This window comes from Rhizobium sp. 768_B6_N1_8, from assembly GCF_051811225.1.
Taxonomy (GTDB): Bacteria; Pseudomonadota; Alphaproteobacteria; order Rhizobiales; family Rhizobiaceae; genus Rhizobium.
The window spans coordinates 208,743-224,954 of record NZ_JBPWPV010000002.1; the positions used below are offsets into that span (position 1 = coordinate 208,743).

At 60.9% G+C, this 16,212-nt stretch carries 15 protein-coding genes and 1 riboswitch; of the genes, 2 read left to right on the top strand and 13 right to left on the bottom strand.

The genetic code is table 11. The features are described from left to right. Window positions 1-60: 60 nt before the first annotated feature. The 11 genes from AB8B33_RS25230 to AB8B33_RS25280 all read right to left on the bottom strand — a co-directional run bounded on the left by AB8B33_RS25230 (window position 61) and on the right by AB8B33_RS25280 (window position 11,192). Window positions 61-960 (bottom strand): ABC transporter ATP-binding protein, encoded by a 900-nt coding sequence (locus AB8B33_RS25230; protein WP_439017448.1) that lies wholly within the window; start codon window positions 958-960, stop codon window positions 61-63. After that, the gene (locus AB8B33_RS25235; RefSeq protein WP_439017449.1) at window positions 957-1,760 is read right to left on the bottom strand and encodes an ABC transporter ATP-binding protein; all 804 of its coding nucleotides are present in this window, start codon (window positions 1,758-1,760) and stop codon (window positions 957-959) included. The genes AB8B33_RS25230 and AB8B33_RS25235 overlap by 4 nt, the downstream gene beginning before the upstream one ends. Further along, window positions 1,757-2,635, bottom strand: coding sequence for an ABC transporter permease (locus AB8B33_RS25240; protein ID WP_439017450.1), 879 nt, complete (start codon window positions 2,633-2,635; stop codon window positions 1,757-1,759). Before AB8B33_RS25240 ends, AB8B33_RS25235 begins: the two co-directional genes overlap by 4 nt. Before the next feature lies 1 nt (window position 2,636). Then, on the bottom strand, window positions 2,637-3,614 hold the full coding sequence (locus AB8B33_RS25245) for an ABC transporter permease (RefSeq protein ID WP_439017451.1): 978 nt from the start codon (window positions 3,612-3,614) through the stop codon (window positions 2,637-2,639). 59 nt (window positions 3,615-3,673) lie between these two features. Beyond that, complete coding sequence (locus AB8B33_RS25250) at window positions 3,674-5,320, bottom strand: ABC transporter substrate-binding protein (protein ID WP_439017452.1); 1,647 nt, start codon at window positions 5,318-5,320, stop codon at window positions 3,674-3,676. Window positions 5,321-5,364: 44 nt separating this feature from the next. After that, entirely contained in the window at window positions 5,365-6,387 is a 1,023-nt protein-coding gene (locus tag AB8B33_RS25255; RefSeq protein ID WP_439017453.1) for a glycoside hydrolase family 3 N-terminal domain-containing protein, read from the bottom strand. Between the two features lie 26 nt (window positions 6,388-6,413). After that, entirely contained in the window at window positions 6,414-6,893 is a 480-nt protein-coding gene (locus AB8B33_RS25260; protein ID WP_439017454.1) for a GNAT family N-acetyltransferase, read from the bottom strand. A 183-nt stretch (window positions 6,894-7,076) separates the two neighbouring features. Continuing rightward, window positions 7,077-7,889, bottom strand: coding sequence for a bifunctional hydroxymethylpyrimidine kinase/phosphomethylpyrimidine kinase (gene thiD, locus AB8B33_RS25265; RefSeq protein ID WP_439017455.1), 813 nt, complete (start codon window positions 7,887-7,889; stop codon window positions 7,077-7,079). Next, the gene (thiE, locus tag AB8B33_RS25270; RefSeq protein WP_439017456.1) at window positions 7,886-8,521 is read right to left on the bottom strand and encodes a thiamine phosphate synthase; all 636 of its coding nucleotides are present in this window, start codon (window positions 8,519-8,521) and stop codon (window positions 7,886-7,888) included. Before thiE ends, thiD begins: the two co-directional genes overlap by 4 nt. Continuing rightward, window positions 8,518-9,318, bottom strand: a complete 801-nt coding sequence (thiM, locus tag AB8B33_RS25275; RefSeq protein ID WP_439017457.1) for a hydroxyethylthiazole kinase — start codon at window positions 9,316-9,318, stop codon at window positions 8,518-8,520. Before thiM ends, thiE begins: the two co-directional genes overlap by 4 nt. A gap of 51 nt (window positions 9,319-9,369) precedes the next feature. Beyond that, a riboswitch (TPP riboswitch) is annotated at window positions 9,370-9,468 on the bottom strand. A 200-nt stretch (window positions 9,469-9,668) separates the two neighbouring features. Further along, entirely contained in the window at window positions 9,669-11,192 is a 1,524-nt protein-coding gene (locus AB8B33_RS25280) for an aldehyde dehydrogenase (NADP(+)) (RefSeq protein WP_439017458.1), read from the bottom strand. A gap of 225 nt (window positions 11,193-11,417) precedes the next feature. Here AB8B33_RS25280 and AB8B33_RS25285 point away from each other — a divergent pair, with 225 nt between their 5' ends. Continuing rightward, window positions 11,418-13,295, top strand: a complete 1,878-nt coding sequence (locus tag AB8B33_RS25285; protein ID WP_439017459.1) for a DUF4139 domain-containing protein — start codon at window positions 11,418-11,420, stop codon at window positions 13,293-13,295. A 168-nt stretch (window positions 13,296-13,463) separates the two neighbouring features. Here AB8B33_RS25285 and AB8B33_RS25290 read toward each other — a convergent pair whose 3' ends face one another. Further along, window positions 13,464-13,898 (bottom strand): pyridoxamine 5'-phosphate oxidase family protein, encoded by a 435-nt coding sequence (locus tag AB8B33_RS25290; RefSeq protein ID WP_439017460.1) that lies wholly within the window; start codon window positions 13,896-13,898, stop codon window positions 13,464-13,466. Between the two features lie 172 nt (window positions 13,899-14,070). Here AB8B33_RS25290 and AB8B33_RS25295 point away from each other — a divergent pair, with 172 nt between their 5' ends. Then, window positions 14,071-15,147 (top strand): YihY/virulence factor BrkB family protein, encoded by a 1,077-nt coding sequence (locus AB8B33_RS25295; RefSeq protein WP_439017461.1) that lies wholly within the window; start codon window positions 14,071-14,073, stop codon window positions 15,145-15,147. An 86-nt stretch (window positions 15,148-15,233) separates the two neighbouring features. Here the strand turns inward: AB8B33_RS25295 and AB8B33_RS25300 are convergent, their stop codons facing one another. After that, a complete protein-coding gene (locus AB8B33_RS25300; protein WP_439018847.1) occupies window positions 15,234-15,686 on the bottom strand; it encodes a hypothetical protein in 453 nt (150 codons plus the stop codon). Window positions 15,687-16,212 lie beyond the last annotated feature (526 nt).

Sequence of the window (16,212 nt, forward strand, 5' to 3'; positions counted from 1 at the left end):
GTCTCGCTGAAAGGGACCGTCCCCTAGCATAGGGCTACGGTTGAAGCCAGCAAGCCCTGCTCAGACCATGCGCACGAAATGGTCCGGCTCGTGTTCCACCACCTGGTCCTGCGGCGCGGTGGAACGGCGGCGGATATCCTCGACCTCCTGCGGCTGCAGGCGCGTGCGGGGATCGTCGAAGCGCACGTCCGGATCCGGCACGGCCGAGAGTAACAGCCGGGTGTAAGGATGCAGCGGATTGTCGATCACCTTGGCCGTATTGCCCCATTCGACGATCTGGCCGGAATACATGACGGCAATATCCTCCGCCACATAACGGGCGGTGGCGATATCGTGGGTGATGTAGAGCAGGCCGAGATTCATCTCCTTCTTCATCTCGTTCAGGAGATTGAGAACGCCGAGGCGCACGGAGACATCGAGCATCGAAGTCGGCTCGTCGGCGACGATCACGTCCGGCTGGGCTGCGAGCGCACGGGCGATATTGACGCGCTGGCGTTGGCCGCCCGAAAGTTCGTGCGGATATTTCGGCGCGACAATATCGGGATCGAGCTTCACGCGCTCAAGCAGTTCACGCACCGTCGCGTTGATCTGACTGCCGCGGATATCCGGCCGGTGCAGTTTCAGCGGCCGCTGCAGGTGATGGGCGATCGTATGGGCCGGGTTCAGCGAGGCGAAGGGATCCTGGAAGATCATCTGCACGGAGCGGCGGTAACGGGCGATCTCGTCTGACTTGGCACCTTCGACCGGGCGGCCCTTATAGAGAATCTGCCCGGTCGTTGGCAGATATTCGCGCATCGCCATGCGGGCGCAGGTGGTCTTGCCGCTGCCGGATTCGCCGACCAGCGCCAGCGCGCGGCCGGCATGCAGCGAAAAGGAGATGGCGCGTGCGGCATGAACGGCGGAATAGCCTTGGCCGAAGGTCTTGGTGACCCTGTCGAGGGCGAGGATGGCATCGCTCATAGCAGCACGCCTCCGTGAAGCGAGGGGAAGGAGGCCCAGAGTTTGCGGGTGTATTCGTGCTGCGGCACCTTGTAGATCGCCTCGGCACCGTTCTGCTCGACGAGCTTGCCCTGGAGCATGATGCCGATGCGGTCGCAGAACTGCACCATCAGTCCGAGATCGTGGGTGATGAAGAGCACCGAGAAGCCGAACTGCTTCCTGAGTTCGTTGATGCGCTGCAGGATTTCGCGCTGCACCACCACATCGAGCGCCGTCGTCGGTTCGTCCATGACGACAAGCTGTGGATCGAGCGCCATGCAGATGGCGATAACGATGCGCTGGCGCATGCCGCCTGAAAACTGGTGCGGATAGTTGCGCATGCGGTCCGGAGCGATGTCGACGAGCCGCAGCATCTCGGCGGTGCGCTCACGCGCCTGCGCCTTCGTCATGCCCTTGTGAGTACGCAGCACGTCATAGAACTGGTCCTCGATGCGCAGAACCGGGTTCAGCGAGTTCATGGCGCTCTGGAAGACCATGGCGACTTCGCGCCAACGGAAGGCGGCAAGCGCCTTCGGGTCGAGGTCCAGCACGTCGCGGCCGGCAAGCAGGATCTGGCTTTCCTTGCGGATCAGCGCCGGGGGCTTGTGCAGGCGGCTGATGGCAAAGGCGATCGTGCTCTTGCCGCAGCCGGATTCGCCGGCCAGACCGAAGACTTCGCCGGGGGCGACGTCAAAGCTCACATTGTCGACGGCGCGAAAGTCCTTCTCCTCGCCGATATAGTCGATCGTGAGGTTCTTCACGGAAAGCAAGGGTTGCGTCACAGGCGGCCCTCCCCGGAGCGGACGAGCAGGGACCAGCGCTTCAGATGATTGCCGGTGCGCAGGCGCGGATTGGCGATCTCATCGACGGCGAAATTCAGCAGCGACATGCCGATGCCGAGGAAGGCGAGCGCAAAGCAGGGCGTGAGAATATCCCACCAAGCCCCGACCGAAAGCGCAGAGGCCTTCTGCGCATTATAGAGCATGGTGCCCCAGGAAACGACGCGCGGATCGCCAAGGCCGAGGAATTCCAGCGTCGCTTCGGTAATGATCGCGAAGATGACGCTGCCGATGAAATTGATGCCGACGATGGAAATCACATTGGGGAAGATCTCGAATGTCATGATGCGCCATTGCGGCTCGCCCATCATCTCCGCCGATTTGACATAGTCCTTCTGCTTGACGGAGAGCGTTTCGGCGCGGGTGACACGCGCACCCCAGGCCCAGGATGTGCCGCCAAGGATCAGCGCAATGACGATCGGGCTCGCCTGGCCGATAAAGGCTGCAAGAACGAGCAGCAGCGGCAGGTTCGGTACGACGAGCACCATGTTTGTAAAGAAGCTGATGACCTCGTCCGTCTTGCCGCCGCGATAGCCGGAGATGATGCCGAGCGCGGTACCGACGGCGGTGATCAACAGACCGGCGCCGAAGCCGACGGCAAGCGAGGTGCGCGCACCATAAATCATGCGGGCAAAGACATCCTGGCCGATGCGCGTCGTGCCGAGAATGTGCTCGGCTGATGGAGGCTGGTGCGGACGGCCGGTACGGGCGGCGGGATCGTAATGCGTCAGCAGCGGGGCTGCGATCGCGACGATGATGATGAAGGCGATGATGGCGAGGCCAATCAACGCCTTGCGATTGCGGAGCAGGCTCTTCATCTCACGCCCCCTTCAGTCGCGGATCGAGCAGCACATAGCTGACATCGACGATGAAATTGGCGATCAGCATGGTCGCGGTCATGATGAGAAGCTGGCCCTGGATGACGGGATAGTCGCGGGCAAGGATCGCCTGATAGAGGATGTTGCCGAGGCCGGGATAGTTATAGACGACCTCGGTGACTAGCGAGCCGCCGAGAATGGTGCCGATGGCGATAGCAAGGCTGGAAACGGTCGGCAGCAGCGCGTTGCGGGCCGCATACCAGAGCATCACATGCCGGTCGGACAGGCCCTTGGCGCGGGCCATGACGATATAGTCTTCGCCGAGCAGATTGATCATGTTGTTGCGCATGGTGACGGTGAAGCCGCCGACCAGCACGGTGCAGAGCGTGATCATCGGAAGGATGCCGTGATAGGCCACACTGCCGATATATTGGAAGCTGAAGGCCGGATCGAGCGAGGGATCGGCCGCATAGCCGTTCGGGAACCAGCCGAGCGTGAAACCGAAGAAAAACAGCACGATCAGCGAGGTCACGACGGCCGGTACCGATGTCGCGAAGATCGCGCCGATCGAGACGATGACGTCGAATTTGCTGCCGCGACGCCAGGCTGCGACGATGCCGAGGAAGGTGCCGATTGCGAAGCTGATGATCGTCGCCGTGCCCATCAGACCGACGGTCCACACCAATGCGTGGCCGAGCACAGACGTGACCGGCAGCGGGAAATATTTGATCGAACGGCCGAGATCGCCGGTAAAGATACTGCCGAGATAGGTCAGGTACTGCTGCCAGAGCGGCCCGTCGACGAAGCCGAAGGTGAGCTTCAGCGCCTGCAGGCTTTCCGGCGGCAGTTCGGCACCCGCACTCGAAAACATGATGCGCACGGGATCGCCCGGCATCAGCCTGGGCAGGAAGAAATTGATCGTCGCTGCCGCGATGAAGGCCGCCAGGTAAAAGGCGAGGCGGCGAAGCAGAAAGGCCATGGGGACTCCGTCAAAACAGGAGCGGCGCTTGCCGCGCCGCTCCTGCCGTTTCTAGTGGCTTACTTGACCGGCTCAAGCGCCAGCAGGTTCAAAAGACGTGCCGGGTTGGTACGCGAGATGGACGGATTGACGAAGGGATTTTCCTTGGTCGACCAGCCGGTGAAGCGCTTGGTGTTGTACTGATACCAGTTCGGATTGTTGAAGACCGGGATGACAGGCATGTTTTCGGCAACGATGCGCTGTGCCTTGTTCATCGCTTCCTTCTGCTTGTCGAGGTTGGCCGTGTGGGTGAACTGGGTCACCAGATCTTCCACTTCCGGGCTGAACCAGCGCTGCGCGGTGAAGCGGGTCTTGCCCTTGTCCGAGGCGCTGAAGGCGCGCTTGTAGGGGTAGTAGGGCGAGGCCGAGGCCGGCAGGCTGTTGATCGCCGCATCGAACTTGCCGTCGATGAGGTCGGAGGTCCAGACGGCTTCTTCCGGCGTCTCGATCTTGGCGTCGATGCCGACGGCCTGCATGCCTTCGATGGCGATGTTGACAGTGTCGATCCAGTCCGTCCAGGCATTCGGAACAATGATCGAGAAGGAGATCTTCGAGCCGTCAGGATTGTCGCGCAGACCGTCGCCGTCCTTGTCGACATAGCCTGCTGCATCAAGCAGCGCCTTGGCGGCATCGGCGTCATAGGCACCGAACTTGCCGAAGTCGGCCTTGACGGACGGGTCCGCCCAGCTCTTGTAGAGCTCGCCCATCAGGCCCGGGTCTTCGTTCAGCGTTGGATAGCCGTAGCCGGCGACATCGATCATCGTCTTGCGGTCAAGCGCCATAGAGACCGCCTGGCGGAACTTCACGTCGTTGAAGGCCTTCTTGTTGGCCTCGTTCGAAGTCTCGAGATTGAACAGGAAGGCAACCATGCTGCTCGGCGAATACCAGTAGTGATAATGAGCCGGATCCTTGGAGACATAGACATTATCGATATCGGGAATGAAGGAAACGCCCCAGTCGAGCGTACCGTCGGCGGTCGCCGTCAGGATCTGGTTGTTGTCGGCGAGCTGCGGGAAGCGCATGCAATCGACCTTCAGGTGCTCGGCATCCCAGTAGTTCGGGTTGCGGCACTGGTCGTAGGTCTGGCCGGTGAAGCGCGGCACTTCCGTCAACGGGCCGCTGCCGACAGGGCTTTCGTTGGCATAGGTGACCGGATCGGCAACGTCCTTCCAGACATGCTCGGGCACGATTGGCAGCTGCGACAGCTGCTCGGCAGCGAGCGAGCTCGGGTTGGCAAGCGTGAAGCGTACCGTCTGGGCGTCTACCGCCTGCACGTCGGTGATGAAGGTCCAGATGCTGACGAAGTCGAGCGCCGGGAATTTCTTCAGATAGTCATAGGTGAACTTGACGTCGGCAGAGGTCAGCGGCTTGCCGTCCGACCACTTGAGGTTCGGGCGCAGCTTGAAGTCGATGCTCTTCAGGTCGTCGGAGAGCTTGAAGCTTTCGGCCAGGCGATAGACCGGCTTGTTGCTGTCGAAGCGGTTGAAGATGACCAACGGCTCATAGACGAAGTCGAGTGTCGATTGGCGCGACGAGGTCTGGTTGAACGGGTTGAAGTTGCGCACCCAGGTCGTGGCGGGCTCGATGTTGGCCGTCAGGATGGTCTGGGCCATGGCCGAGCCTGACATCACGGTCAGGGCCGCGGCCGCTAGGATATATTTCTTCATGTCAAATTCCCCTTTTCTTATGCGGTGAAAAATCGTCGCGCCGGTCAGGAGACCAGCGCGCTTGCAAACATGGCTTCGACTTCCGCCTGGGCAGCGCGATAGTCGATCTTGAGAGTGCCGAGGCGGGCCTTGCCGGCGGCAATACGCTTCTGTGCGGCGTCGGTCAGCGGGCGTGCGGCCCTGGCGGCGGCTTCGCTTTCCTTGACGTCGCCGTGGCTGTGAAGGGCGATGTCGAAACCGGCCTCGAGCACCTGGGCGACGCGTTCCGGCAGGGTGCCCTGCAGCGACTCCATGAAGATGCAATCGGAGATCAGCACGCCGTCATAGCCCATGTCGTTGCGGATCACGTCACGCATGATCGGCGAGATGGAGGCCGGAAGCTCTGCATCATAGGCGGAGTAGACGACATGGGCGACCATCGCCCAGGGTGTGTCCTTCAGCGCCACGAAGGGCTTGAAGTCGGTGGCAGTGAGCGCCTCGCGCGAGGCGTCGACGACCGGGCGTTCCTTGTGGGAATCGAGCGTGGCGCGACCGTGGCCCGGAATATGCTTCATGACCGGCATGTTGCCGGTTTCGAGAAGCCCATCGACCACTTCGCGGCCCAGTGCGGCGATGAAATCCGGATCCGGGCCAAAGGAGCGGGCGCCGATCACAGCGCTCGTCGTCTCGAAAACGAGATCGAGAACAGGCGAGCAGCCGCTCGAAAGACCAAGTTCGCTCATCATTGCGCCCATGGCCTGGGTGGAAAGGCGCAGCGCCTTCTTGCCGAGGTCGAGATCGTGGCGGGCAAGCTCGGCGAACTGGCCGAAGCTGCGGAAGAGCGGCCAGGGGCCGGCATCCATATGCTGCACACGACCGCCTTCCTGGTCGGTGAAGACGGGAGCATCGTCGCGGCCGACGGCCTCGCGGAAACGATCGATCAGGATCTTTGCCTGTTCCGGATTGCGCAGGTTGCGGCGACCGACGAAGAGGCCGAGCGGATTGGTCTCGCGGAAGAGGGCGAATTCGTCGTCCGAAAGTGTGGGATTGGGAAGGCCGACGAAGAGAGCGAGCGGGGTCGAGGACACTATTTCAAAACTCCGGTATCAGATGGTCATTTCGGCTGGCTTCGCAGCATGCCTTCGTAGATGCCCTTGTCGGGGGCGGGAATTTCGACCGCGCCGGCGGTCTTGACGTAGAAATCGACGGGGCCGGCATCGCCGATGAAGGCATAGGCGTGGCCAAGCGTCTTCAGGTTTTGCAGGCAGGCGGAAAAGAGGGCGAGGCCGATGCCTTTGCCACGCGCCGCGGGATCGACGCCGGTCGGGCCGAAAAAGCCACGTGCTGTCGTGTCATAGCAGGCAAAGCCAGCGAGCTTGCCGTTTTCGACGGCGATCAGACAGGCAATGGGCTGGCGGGAGAAGGCGACGGTGACTTCACTTGCCCAGTTTTCGCTGAAGTGCTCGCGCACCCAGCCGGCCACGACGTGAAGTTCCGGCGGCAGAGCCGGACGGATTGTGATGCCGACGGAGCCGGCTTTTTCTTTCAGTTCCGCGAGCTTCGTGGAATATAAGCTCACAAGCAGGTCTGACACCCGAATTCCTCCAGTTATTCCGCTATTACGGAATGTATCCCCTTTTAATGACATAGCTTTGGATATATGGGCGGCCATGTCAACAGGCTTTTTACGAGGCAGGCCTGGTTCAACTGAGGGTAGGTAAAACAAAACGGCCCGGTTTGACCGGGCCGTTGGGCAATCCTTAAATTGTGATCCGGCTCAGATCCCGGCGTCTTTCCACAGGGCATGGAAATGATGGACAGGTCCGTGGCCGGAACCGACCGCCAATTCGCCTGCCGCAGCGACCGCTTGCGCAAGATAGGTTTTCGCGGTCGCGACGGCCACTTGTGGCAACGCGCCCTTTGCGAGCTCGGCGGCAAGCGCGCTGGAAAGGGTGCAGCCTGTGCCATGTGTGTTTTTGGTCGGTACGCGTTTCGCCTCGAACCAGTGAAGGCCAGAGGCGGTCGACAGCACGTCGGGGCTTTGGTCGCTATCCAGATGGCCGCCCTTGACCAGCACCGCGGTGGGGCCGAACGCACGTAGGCGCTCAGCCTGTGACGCCATCTGCTCGCGGCTTTCAGCAACCTCTTCGTGCAGCAGGGCGGCCGCCTCCGGCAGATTGGGGGTCAACAGCGTGGCGAGCGGCAGCAGGTGCCGCGTCAGCGCATCGACGGCCTGCGGGTCGAGGAGCGCTGCTCCACCCTTGGCGATCATGACCGGATCGACGACGATAGGGATGTCGCGATGAGGTGCCAGCGCCTCGGCAACAGCTTCGGCAATGCCGGCATTGGCGATCATGCCGATCTTGACCGCGTCGACGCGCACATCGGCAAAGACCGCCTTGATCTGCTGGGCGACGAAGTGCGGCGGCACGAGATGCACGCCGGTCACCCCTTGGGTATTCTGCGCCGTCAATGCTGTCAGCGCCGCCATGCCATAGACGCCGCGCGCCGAGAAAGCTTTGAGATCGGCCTGAATGCCGGCGCCGCCAGAGGGATCGGAGCCGGCGATGGACAAGACGTTGCGGATCATCGGCGAACCTTTTGGATTTCCTCGGCGATGCGGATCGTCGCTGCTCGCGGATCCGGCGTACCGCAGATTGCTGAGACGACAGCAAGCCCATCGGCACCTGCCGCGAAGACGGAAGCGACATGCTCGCTCTTTAGTCCGCCAATCGCAACCGTTGGAACGGGCGCGGCTTTCACCAGCTTCGCCAGCCCATCGAAACCGATCGGCTGCTTATGATCGGTCTTGGTTGGAGTGGCAAAGACCGGTCCGATGCCGGCATAGTCGACAATAGCGGGGTCGATGGCTGCTGCCAGCGCTTCGGTCTCGACCGACAGACCGAGGATCATGCCCGGGCCGATCATCGCACGGGCGGCGGCGGGTCCCGCATCGCCCTGGCCGATATGCAGACCGTCGGCGCCGATCGCAACGGCGGCCTCGACGTCATCGTTGATAACAAGCAAAGCGCCGGTACCCTTTAGGATATCTTTGAGCGCCAGCCCGGTCTCAATCATCCTTGCCGTTCCGCCATGCTTGTCGCGCAGCTGCACCATCGTTGCACCACCGGCGACGGCAAGCCGCGCAGTCTCGACCATGCCGATTCCGGCGCAGAGATCGGGGTCGAGAACGAGGTAGAGGGAAAGATCGAAGCGTTTCATGCGGCGCTGATCCTGACCTTTGCATCGAGTGTCGCGCCGTCGAGCGCGGCAAGCTGATCGAGGAAGCGCCAGGAGAAAGAGCCGGGACCATCCGCATTTTTCGCGGCCTCCTCGCCGGCAACAGCGAAAGTAGCAAGTGCAGCAACAGCGGCTGCGAAAGGGTCTGCGGCAATGGTGGCGGCGAAGGCGCCTGTCAGGCAGGTCAGCGAGCAGCCGAGCGCGGTCACCTGCGGCATCAGCGGCGTGCCGCCTTCGACGCGCAAGGCCTGCGCGCCGTCAGTCACGAAATCCACGACGCCGGTGACCGCGACGACCGCGCCATGCCGTTCGGCAAGCAGCCGCGCGGATGCCTCGGCCTGTTCAACCGGGTCACGGCTGTCGACGCCCTGACCACGGCTCTCGCCGCCGGCAAGTGCGATGATTTCGGAAGCATTGCCGCGGATGATCGTCGGGCGAAGCGCCAGGAGATCAGCAGCAGCCTTGCGCCGGAAGGATGTTGCGTAATGAGCGACCGGATCGAGGACCCAGGGCTTGCCGCCCGCATTGGCGGCCGTTGCCGCGGCATGCATGCCGTCGATCCATTGGGTGGAGAGCGTGCCGATATTGACGGTCAAAGCCCCCGCGATCGCGGCGAATTCTCCCGCTTCCTCGGCGGCATGAACCATGGCGGGCGATGCCCCGGCCGCAAGCACCACATTGGCGGCGATGTTCATGGCCACGTAGTTGGTGATGCACTGCACGAGCGGCGGTTTCGCGCGCATCGCCGTCAACAGTGCTCCGGGTGTCTTGTTCTCCATAGTACCCCTTTCAGGCGGGGCAGGCGCGGGAACGATCGTGCGATGAAGCAGGCTTCGACCCGAGCGACTCCCTCCGCCGGCATTATCCGGTTCAGGTTCGAAGGGTGCTTCTCAGCCAGTTCTTGCGAACGGGCGCCCCTGTCTCTCAACGGCACTCTTTCTTGCAGAGAATGGCGCCGATGTCACTGGCAAAATGACGCTCTTGCGAACGAGGATCCGCACCTGACGCCGCCGCGCCAGCTGCTATCAGTCAAGCTGGTGTCTGTTTGCAGCCGGTGCGGGAGCTTGCCAATCTCTTCGGCGGTCCCCTTAGAGACGCCGCCGTCTGAAGTCTGGCAAGCTCCGATATATCAACGCAGAGAAGCCGGAAGCAGGTTACTGGTGAAATCCTGGTACGAAACGGGCCGCAGGAACCTGTAGATAGCGAGCGTCCCGACGGAGGTCGATCTGCCGTCGGCAGTTGCCGGATAGGGGCCGCCATGCACCATGGCAGGCGATACTTCGACGCCGGTTCCGAAGCCGTTCACGAGCAGTCTTCCGGCCAGCATTTCCAGCTTGGGAACAAGGCGCTTTGCGTCCGGCTCGTCTTCGCTCGCAATGTGCAGGGCAACGGTCAGCTGGCCTTCGAGGCCATCGAGGACGCGCTCGAGTTCTGCAAGATCGCGGCAGCGAACGATGAGGCCGGCTGCACCGAAGACCTCATCCTGAAGCTCGTGATGCGCAAGGAATGCCGAAGCTGTCGTCTCGAAGAGAGCGGCCGTGCCTTCGAATTCACTGCCCGGCTTGCCATTGGCAACGAGGCGGACTTCGGGATGCTTTTCCAGCCGGGCGACGCCATCGCAGAATGCCTTGGCGATGGAGCCCGTGAGCATCGTCTGTGCGCCGACATCAGGCAGAAGCTCCCGTGTCTTCGCAATGAAAGTGTCCAGACCTTCGCTATCGACGGCGAGAATGAGGCCGGGATTGGTGCAGAACTGTCCGGCACCCAGGACCAGCGAGCCCACGAAGGCCGTTGCAATCTCCGTTGCGCGGCTTTTCAGGGCATTGGGGAAGAAGATGACCGGATTGATGCTGCTCATTTCCGCATAGACCGGGATCGGCTGCTTGCGCTCGGACGAAATCTTCATCAGCGCAGTACCGCCGCGGCGCGAACCGGTGAAGCCGACGGCCCGGATTCTGGCATCGGCGACAAGCTTCTGCCCGACCTCGAAGCCGGTATCGAAGAGAAGCGCGAAGGTGCCGGCATGCAGGCCGGCCTTGGCGACGGCGCGCTGAACGGCGCGGCCGACCAGTTCCGATGTGCCTGGATGAGCGGAGTGGGCCTTGACGACGACGGGGCATCCTGCTGCCAGCGCAGATGCCGTGTCGCCGCCGGCGACCGAGAAGGCGAGCGGAAAGTTCGATGCGCCGAAAACGGCGACGGGGCCGAGCGGAACATTGCGAAGACGCAGATCAGGCTTCGGAACCGGCTTGCGGGAGGGGTCCGCGCCGTCGAAACGAAGTTCCTGGAACCGGCCTTCGCGAACCTCCTTCGCAAACAGCCGAAGCTGTCCCATCGTGCGTGCGCGCTCGCCCTCGAGACGTCCGCGCGGAAGTCCGGTTTCCGCCATCGCCCGCACGATCAGCTCGTCGCCGATAGACTCGATCTCACTGGCAATCGTTTCAAGAAAGGCAGCGCGCGTTTCCAGATCGGTTTCCCGGTAGGAGGCGAACGCTTCCCATGCAAGCCTGGTTGCCTCTTCGACGTCTTCGCCGGAGGCGCCACCGAAAGAGACGGGCAGTGCCGTCCCTGTGGCTGCCTCGACGCCGTAGAGCTCGCCACGCGTGCCGCGCTTTTCCGATCCCGCGACGAGCAGGCTTCCATTGATAGTCATGACGGATTTCCTTTCAAACAGACTCGAGCGACGTATATAGGCGTTCGCCTTCTCATTTTCACGACATCTTTGCCCGATATCGCATCGAAGATGGACATCTCCTGCAGAGATTTGGTCGCCTCGCCGAACGGGTAGACGACGGCGCACGCAAAAGCAATTTCCTGTCGAAATGCCGCCCCTTTTTTACGCTCATTCTGCGGCGGGATTAAATATCGAGGGGGCCACATGAAATACGCATCCGCTGTCTGTGCGGCGTTTACCGCAGTATTGCTGTCCACAACCGCATCGGCGCAAAGCGGAACGATTAAGTCGATCCGGCTGTCCTCCGGTGGTGTGGCCGAATATGTGCGCAGTCTTAATGTCGGGGACGACGGCAACGCCGTCGTTGAGGTGCCGACAGACCAGATGGATGACTTCCTGAAGACTCTCGTCGTATCGGGGCCGGCGCCCGTGAAGGGGCTTTCGACCACCGGCCCGAGCATGGTCGACGAAACATTCAAGGTGCTGCCGATCAAGCCGCAAGATCTGGATTCGGCCGCCGGTGTGCTGAGGGCTCTGAGAGGCGCGCCTGTCTCTGCGAACGGGGTGAAGGGACGCATCGTCGGGGTAGAACCTCCGACGGAGAAGCAGCGCGCTCGGCTGATCGTGATGCTTGACAGCGGCGCGTTTGACGTTGCCGAGATCGGTGGCGCCATGGCTTACAAACTCGACGACGCCAAAGATGCCGAGATGATTGCCCGGGCAGCGGAACTGCTGTCGAGCGACAGAGTGCAGGGGACGCGAACGGTCACCATTGCGCTCGATGGCAAGGCGTCCGCGGCAGTAGACATCTCCTATGTCGTCGCAGCCCCGCTCTGGAAGCCCTCCTACAGGATCATTGTCGACGCCAAGGGCAAAGCGCGATTGCAAGCATGGGCCGTGCTGGAGAACGCGTCCGGCGAAGACTGGCACGGGGTTTCGATATCCCTGACATCAGGTAAGCCAGTGACGCTTCGCCAGAGACTGTACGCAAGAACATGGCCATCACGTCCGGAGGTTTCGACCGCATTTCTGGACGGAGCAGGCGCCAAACGGAGTATGGTTGAGGGTGCGTTGCTGAATAGGCCGGCCGCCGAGGCTCCTGCACCCGTTATGGCCGCTCCGGCCGCCACTGTCACGGCCACTGCCAACGAAGGTGACGTGGTCGCAAACTTCGATCTTCCTGGCGCATACGACCTGAAGAACGGCGAGACGATTTCCGTGCCGATCCTCGATCGTGAGATCGAGGCGAAGTTCGTTGCTCTCTATCGTGAAGGAGCCCAACATCCGGATGCCGCGCTGGTGCTGACGAACGACACGGGTAGCTCGTTGCCGCCGGCGATCGCGGCGGTCTATGACGAAAAAGGGCGCTATGTCGGCGATGCACGCATAGGTAACATGAAGCCCGGCGGAGTGGAAACGGCGACATTTGCAGCTGATCAGAAGATCGAGCAGGAAATGGCAACCACCACGTCTAGCTCCTTCCGAACGGTTGTCGTTAAGGACGGCTATCTCGACGCGACGCTCGAACGTCGCATGCGAAAGACCTTCACCGCCTGGGGCGCGGATGCCGACAGGACGTTCATCGCGGAAGACCTAGGCATGGCAGAGTGGGAGCTCGTTCCATCAGAGAATGTGGAAGAAACGCCGCAAGGTGCACGGGCGACTGTCATCGTGCCCGCCGGCAAGAAGGTTTCGACGACCATCGACTGGCGCATGACCGAGAGCGAGACGCAGGCGATTGCCGATATCGATGACACGGTGATCCTGCAATGGCTCGACGAAGGGCCGTCCCCGGAAATTGCCGAGAAGCTTCGGCGCCTTGTGACGGCGAGGACGGCTCAGACGGAAGCGGAAAGGGACCTGTCGACGGTTATGCAGGCGATTGAGGACGCAACATCGGAGTCTTCGCGTATATCCGCAATGCTCGCCTCTGTCGGTGATACGCCGCTCAAGCAGCAGTTCCTTCACGACCTGACGGAACAAGAGCGGTCCATCAAAGAGCTACGGGCGCAACGCGACGAGGTGCGCACTCGGCTTGAAAAGCTTCGAAAGGAACTTGGAGAAGCAATCGCGCGTCTGTAGGCGGTCTTGCCATGAATTGGCGTTGCTCGAAGATAGCTGAAATATTTTCGCGGCCAGCTTTTCCACCTGGCCGCGCAAGGGTGATTTCTTGTGTCGATCACCTCTTGGGCATGCTTACGCAGCGTTGGCTTTTATGCGCGCATCAGTGCAGATCATAGCTTGAAGATATTAGAGGTCGACTTTTCCGTTCTCTTCGCCGTCCCAGTATTGAGCCGAAAGCGCTGCAACCTTGATCAGGATAAGCCCAGGCGTGTGTACGCCCTCGGGAAACCATCGTTCCAGCCCCTTGGCCCAATGGTTCTCGAATTGTGAAATGTCCTCGATGAGAGAGGCGTCACCATCGATTGCGATGAAGATCCCCGGCTTGCCGAGCAGGTGCGGGGGCGCCGTAAAGGTCAGCAGCACTGCGCTGTCTTTCCTAATCTCCAATATTTTGCGGGTGTCCGCATAGGAGAAAAACCAGGAATCACCGTCATATTCGACGTCGCCATTGTTGCTCATCGGGCGAGTGTTCATCCGTTTCGAGGCTCCGCGTGTCGAAAACATGCAGAAATCCAGCTTCTTCAAGTGCCTGGATAGCTCTTCTTTTGACATTGATGTCATCAGGCGTCCTCCAATCAGATGGAAACAACGGGCGATGACCGAAGTTCCATAGACGCGCGACCTGCATGACGATCAGTTGCCTATCAGTCCACAATATCAATTGCGGAGTTGCACCTTTAGGCGTGATCGCGCGTTCATCGTTATGCCGAACGGAGGCAGAGAGGCGATGCGCATGAATTTTCAAGTCAGCCTGAGATCAACAGCGATCCTGTCGCTCGCTACATTTGCCGGCATCCTGCTTGCGATGCGCCGTTTCGACATCAGTCCGGAGGCGGCCACGCGGGCTGATGTGTCAACAGGCGGCGACAGTCATGGGCGGCAGGCCTCGGTCCCGGAATCCATTCCAAGGAAAGGGTTAAAAGACGTATTCTGGCGTGTCGTGCATGAGGTGTTAGAGGACAGGGTGATGCTGATCGCCGCCGGGGTGACTTTCTACCTTCTGCTTGCGATGTTCCCGGCACTTGCGGCATTGGTTTCCCTTTACGGTCTTTTCGCAAATCCTCTCACCATGTCGGAACATCTGGACGAACTGGCAGCGGTGCTGCCGCCAGGCGCCTTCGAGCTCGTTTCGGAACAGATCCGTTCTCTCGTGGAGCGACGCGACAGTGCGCTCGGCATAGCTTTTTTCATCGGACTGGCTATCGCTTTGTGGAGCACACATAGCGGCACGCTTGCGCTCTTCGATGCCATGAACGTGGCCTATGGAGAGGGGGAGAAACGCAGCCTGGTCCGCCTGAACCTGATCGCGCTCTGTTTCACGGTCTGCGCCATCATCACCGCGATCATTCTCATCGGACTGGTAGCCGTGATGCCCGTGGTGCTGTCTTTCCTCTGGCTTGATCGCTTCCAGGAGCAGATGGCGCTCGTTCTCAGATGGCCGCTATTCCTGGCCGTGGTCGTTGCCGCCGTCATGGCCATCTATCGGTTCGGTCCCAGCCGTGAGCCGGCTCGTCTGAGGTGGATGACATGGGGTGCTCTGGTGACGACATTTGTCTGGTTTCTCATGTCGCTCGGCTTGTCTGTCTACCTCGACCGGTTCGCGAACTACAACGCGACTTACGGAACGCTCGGCGCGTTGATCGGCTTCCTTGTCTGGATTTGGCTTTCGGTCGCGATCCTGATCGTCGGGGCAGAACTGAATGCCGAACTTGAACACCAGACCGCAAAAGATACGACGACGGGAAAACCGAGGGTGATGGGTATGCGCGGCGCCTATGTTGCCGACACGCTGGGTGAAATAGCGGATTGATCCAGGGATTTATTGAGCGGTGACCGTCCCGACGGAAGCCGGCTGCGGCAGAAAACCAGAATCGCTAAATCCTTGGATCGCTTCGTTCAATCGGGCTGCACGGGCCGGATCGTATCCACCGCAATCTCACCCTCAAGCACACCTCGCATAACATCGGTTCGATTCCGATCAATCTCGACAACCGTGTAAAGCTTGTCGTCACGAAATGAACTGGCATTTGTCGTGGTGACATCGTCGGCAGGTGCCGCATCAATCTCCATGAAGTCAAGTTCGCGCCCGGCCGCAATGATCCGTGCGTCACCTGCCGTTCTCGCTGCGACTACCACCACGCCATGGCCCGGCGAATTCACCCATCTCGGATCATCTGCTGTTGCGATCGGTTCAAGCCGATAGATGCCGAGAGGCTCTCCGGTAGGGTGCGTTGAACTTTCCGCCGCAGCGTCTTCCATTTGCGCCCTGCTCTCGACCGATCGCCCGAACGTGTTCGGATTTGTCGCGTTGTTGATCTCGTCCGTTCCTGTTCGTGACACGTTAGACATGTCGTCCTCCATTTGCTGCGAACATAACGATGGCGAGATCCGACTGTTCCGTTGTTTGCTAAAAGGAAATTGTACTGACGCGACTTTCTTATGTCGGATCATGCTTGAGCGCGGGCGAGCCAATCCGAAAGGTCAACAGCCCGTCACAGGATTCTCCGGTCATGTGGATTGTTCCAGGAGATTCTCATCTCGCCGGCGGAAGACATGGGGGCTCTGTCGGCGCCGAAGCCGGAACGGCCTGTTACGAGACGTATTTGTTGCTGTTTGGCTTGCCGATGAGGCGCTCGATTCAAGCGAGTATGGGATGGCCGCAGATACGCAACGCGCAGCCATCCCATTTGAGCAAGCGCCCCCTCGTTGACGCTTGCAACCGGCCCCCGCCAATCGCAGAATGTTAGCAATATCTAAAGCAGCCCCGCTAGTGCGCGAATGCAACACATCATGAAAGGTTTCTGATGAATGACCGCTCGCGGACGCTGCTTATCGTCCGGGAGCAAGGAGCGAGCATGAATGCGACCCGACCCCG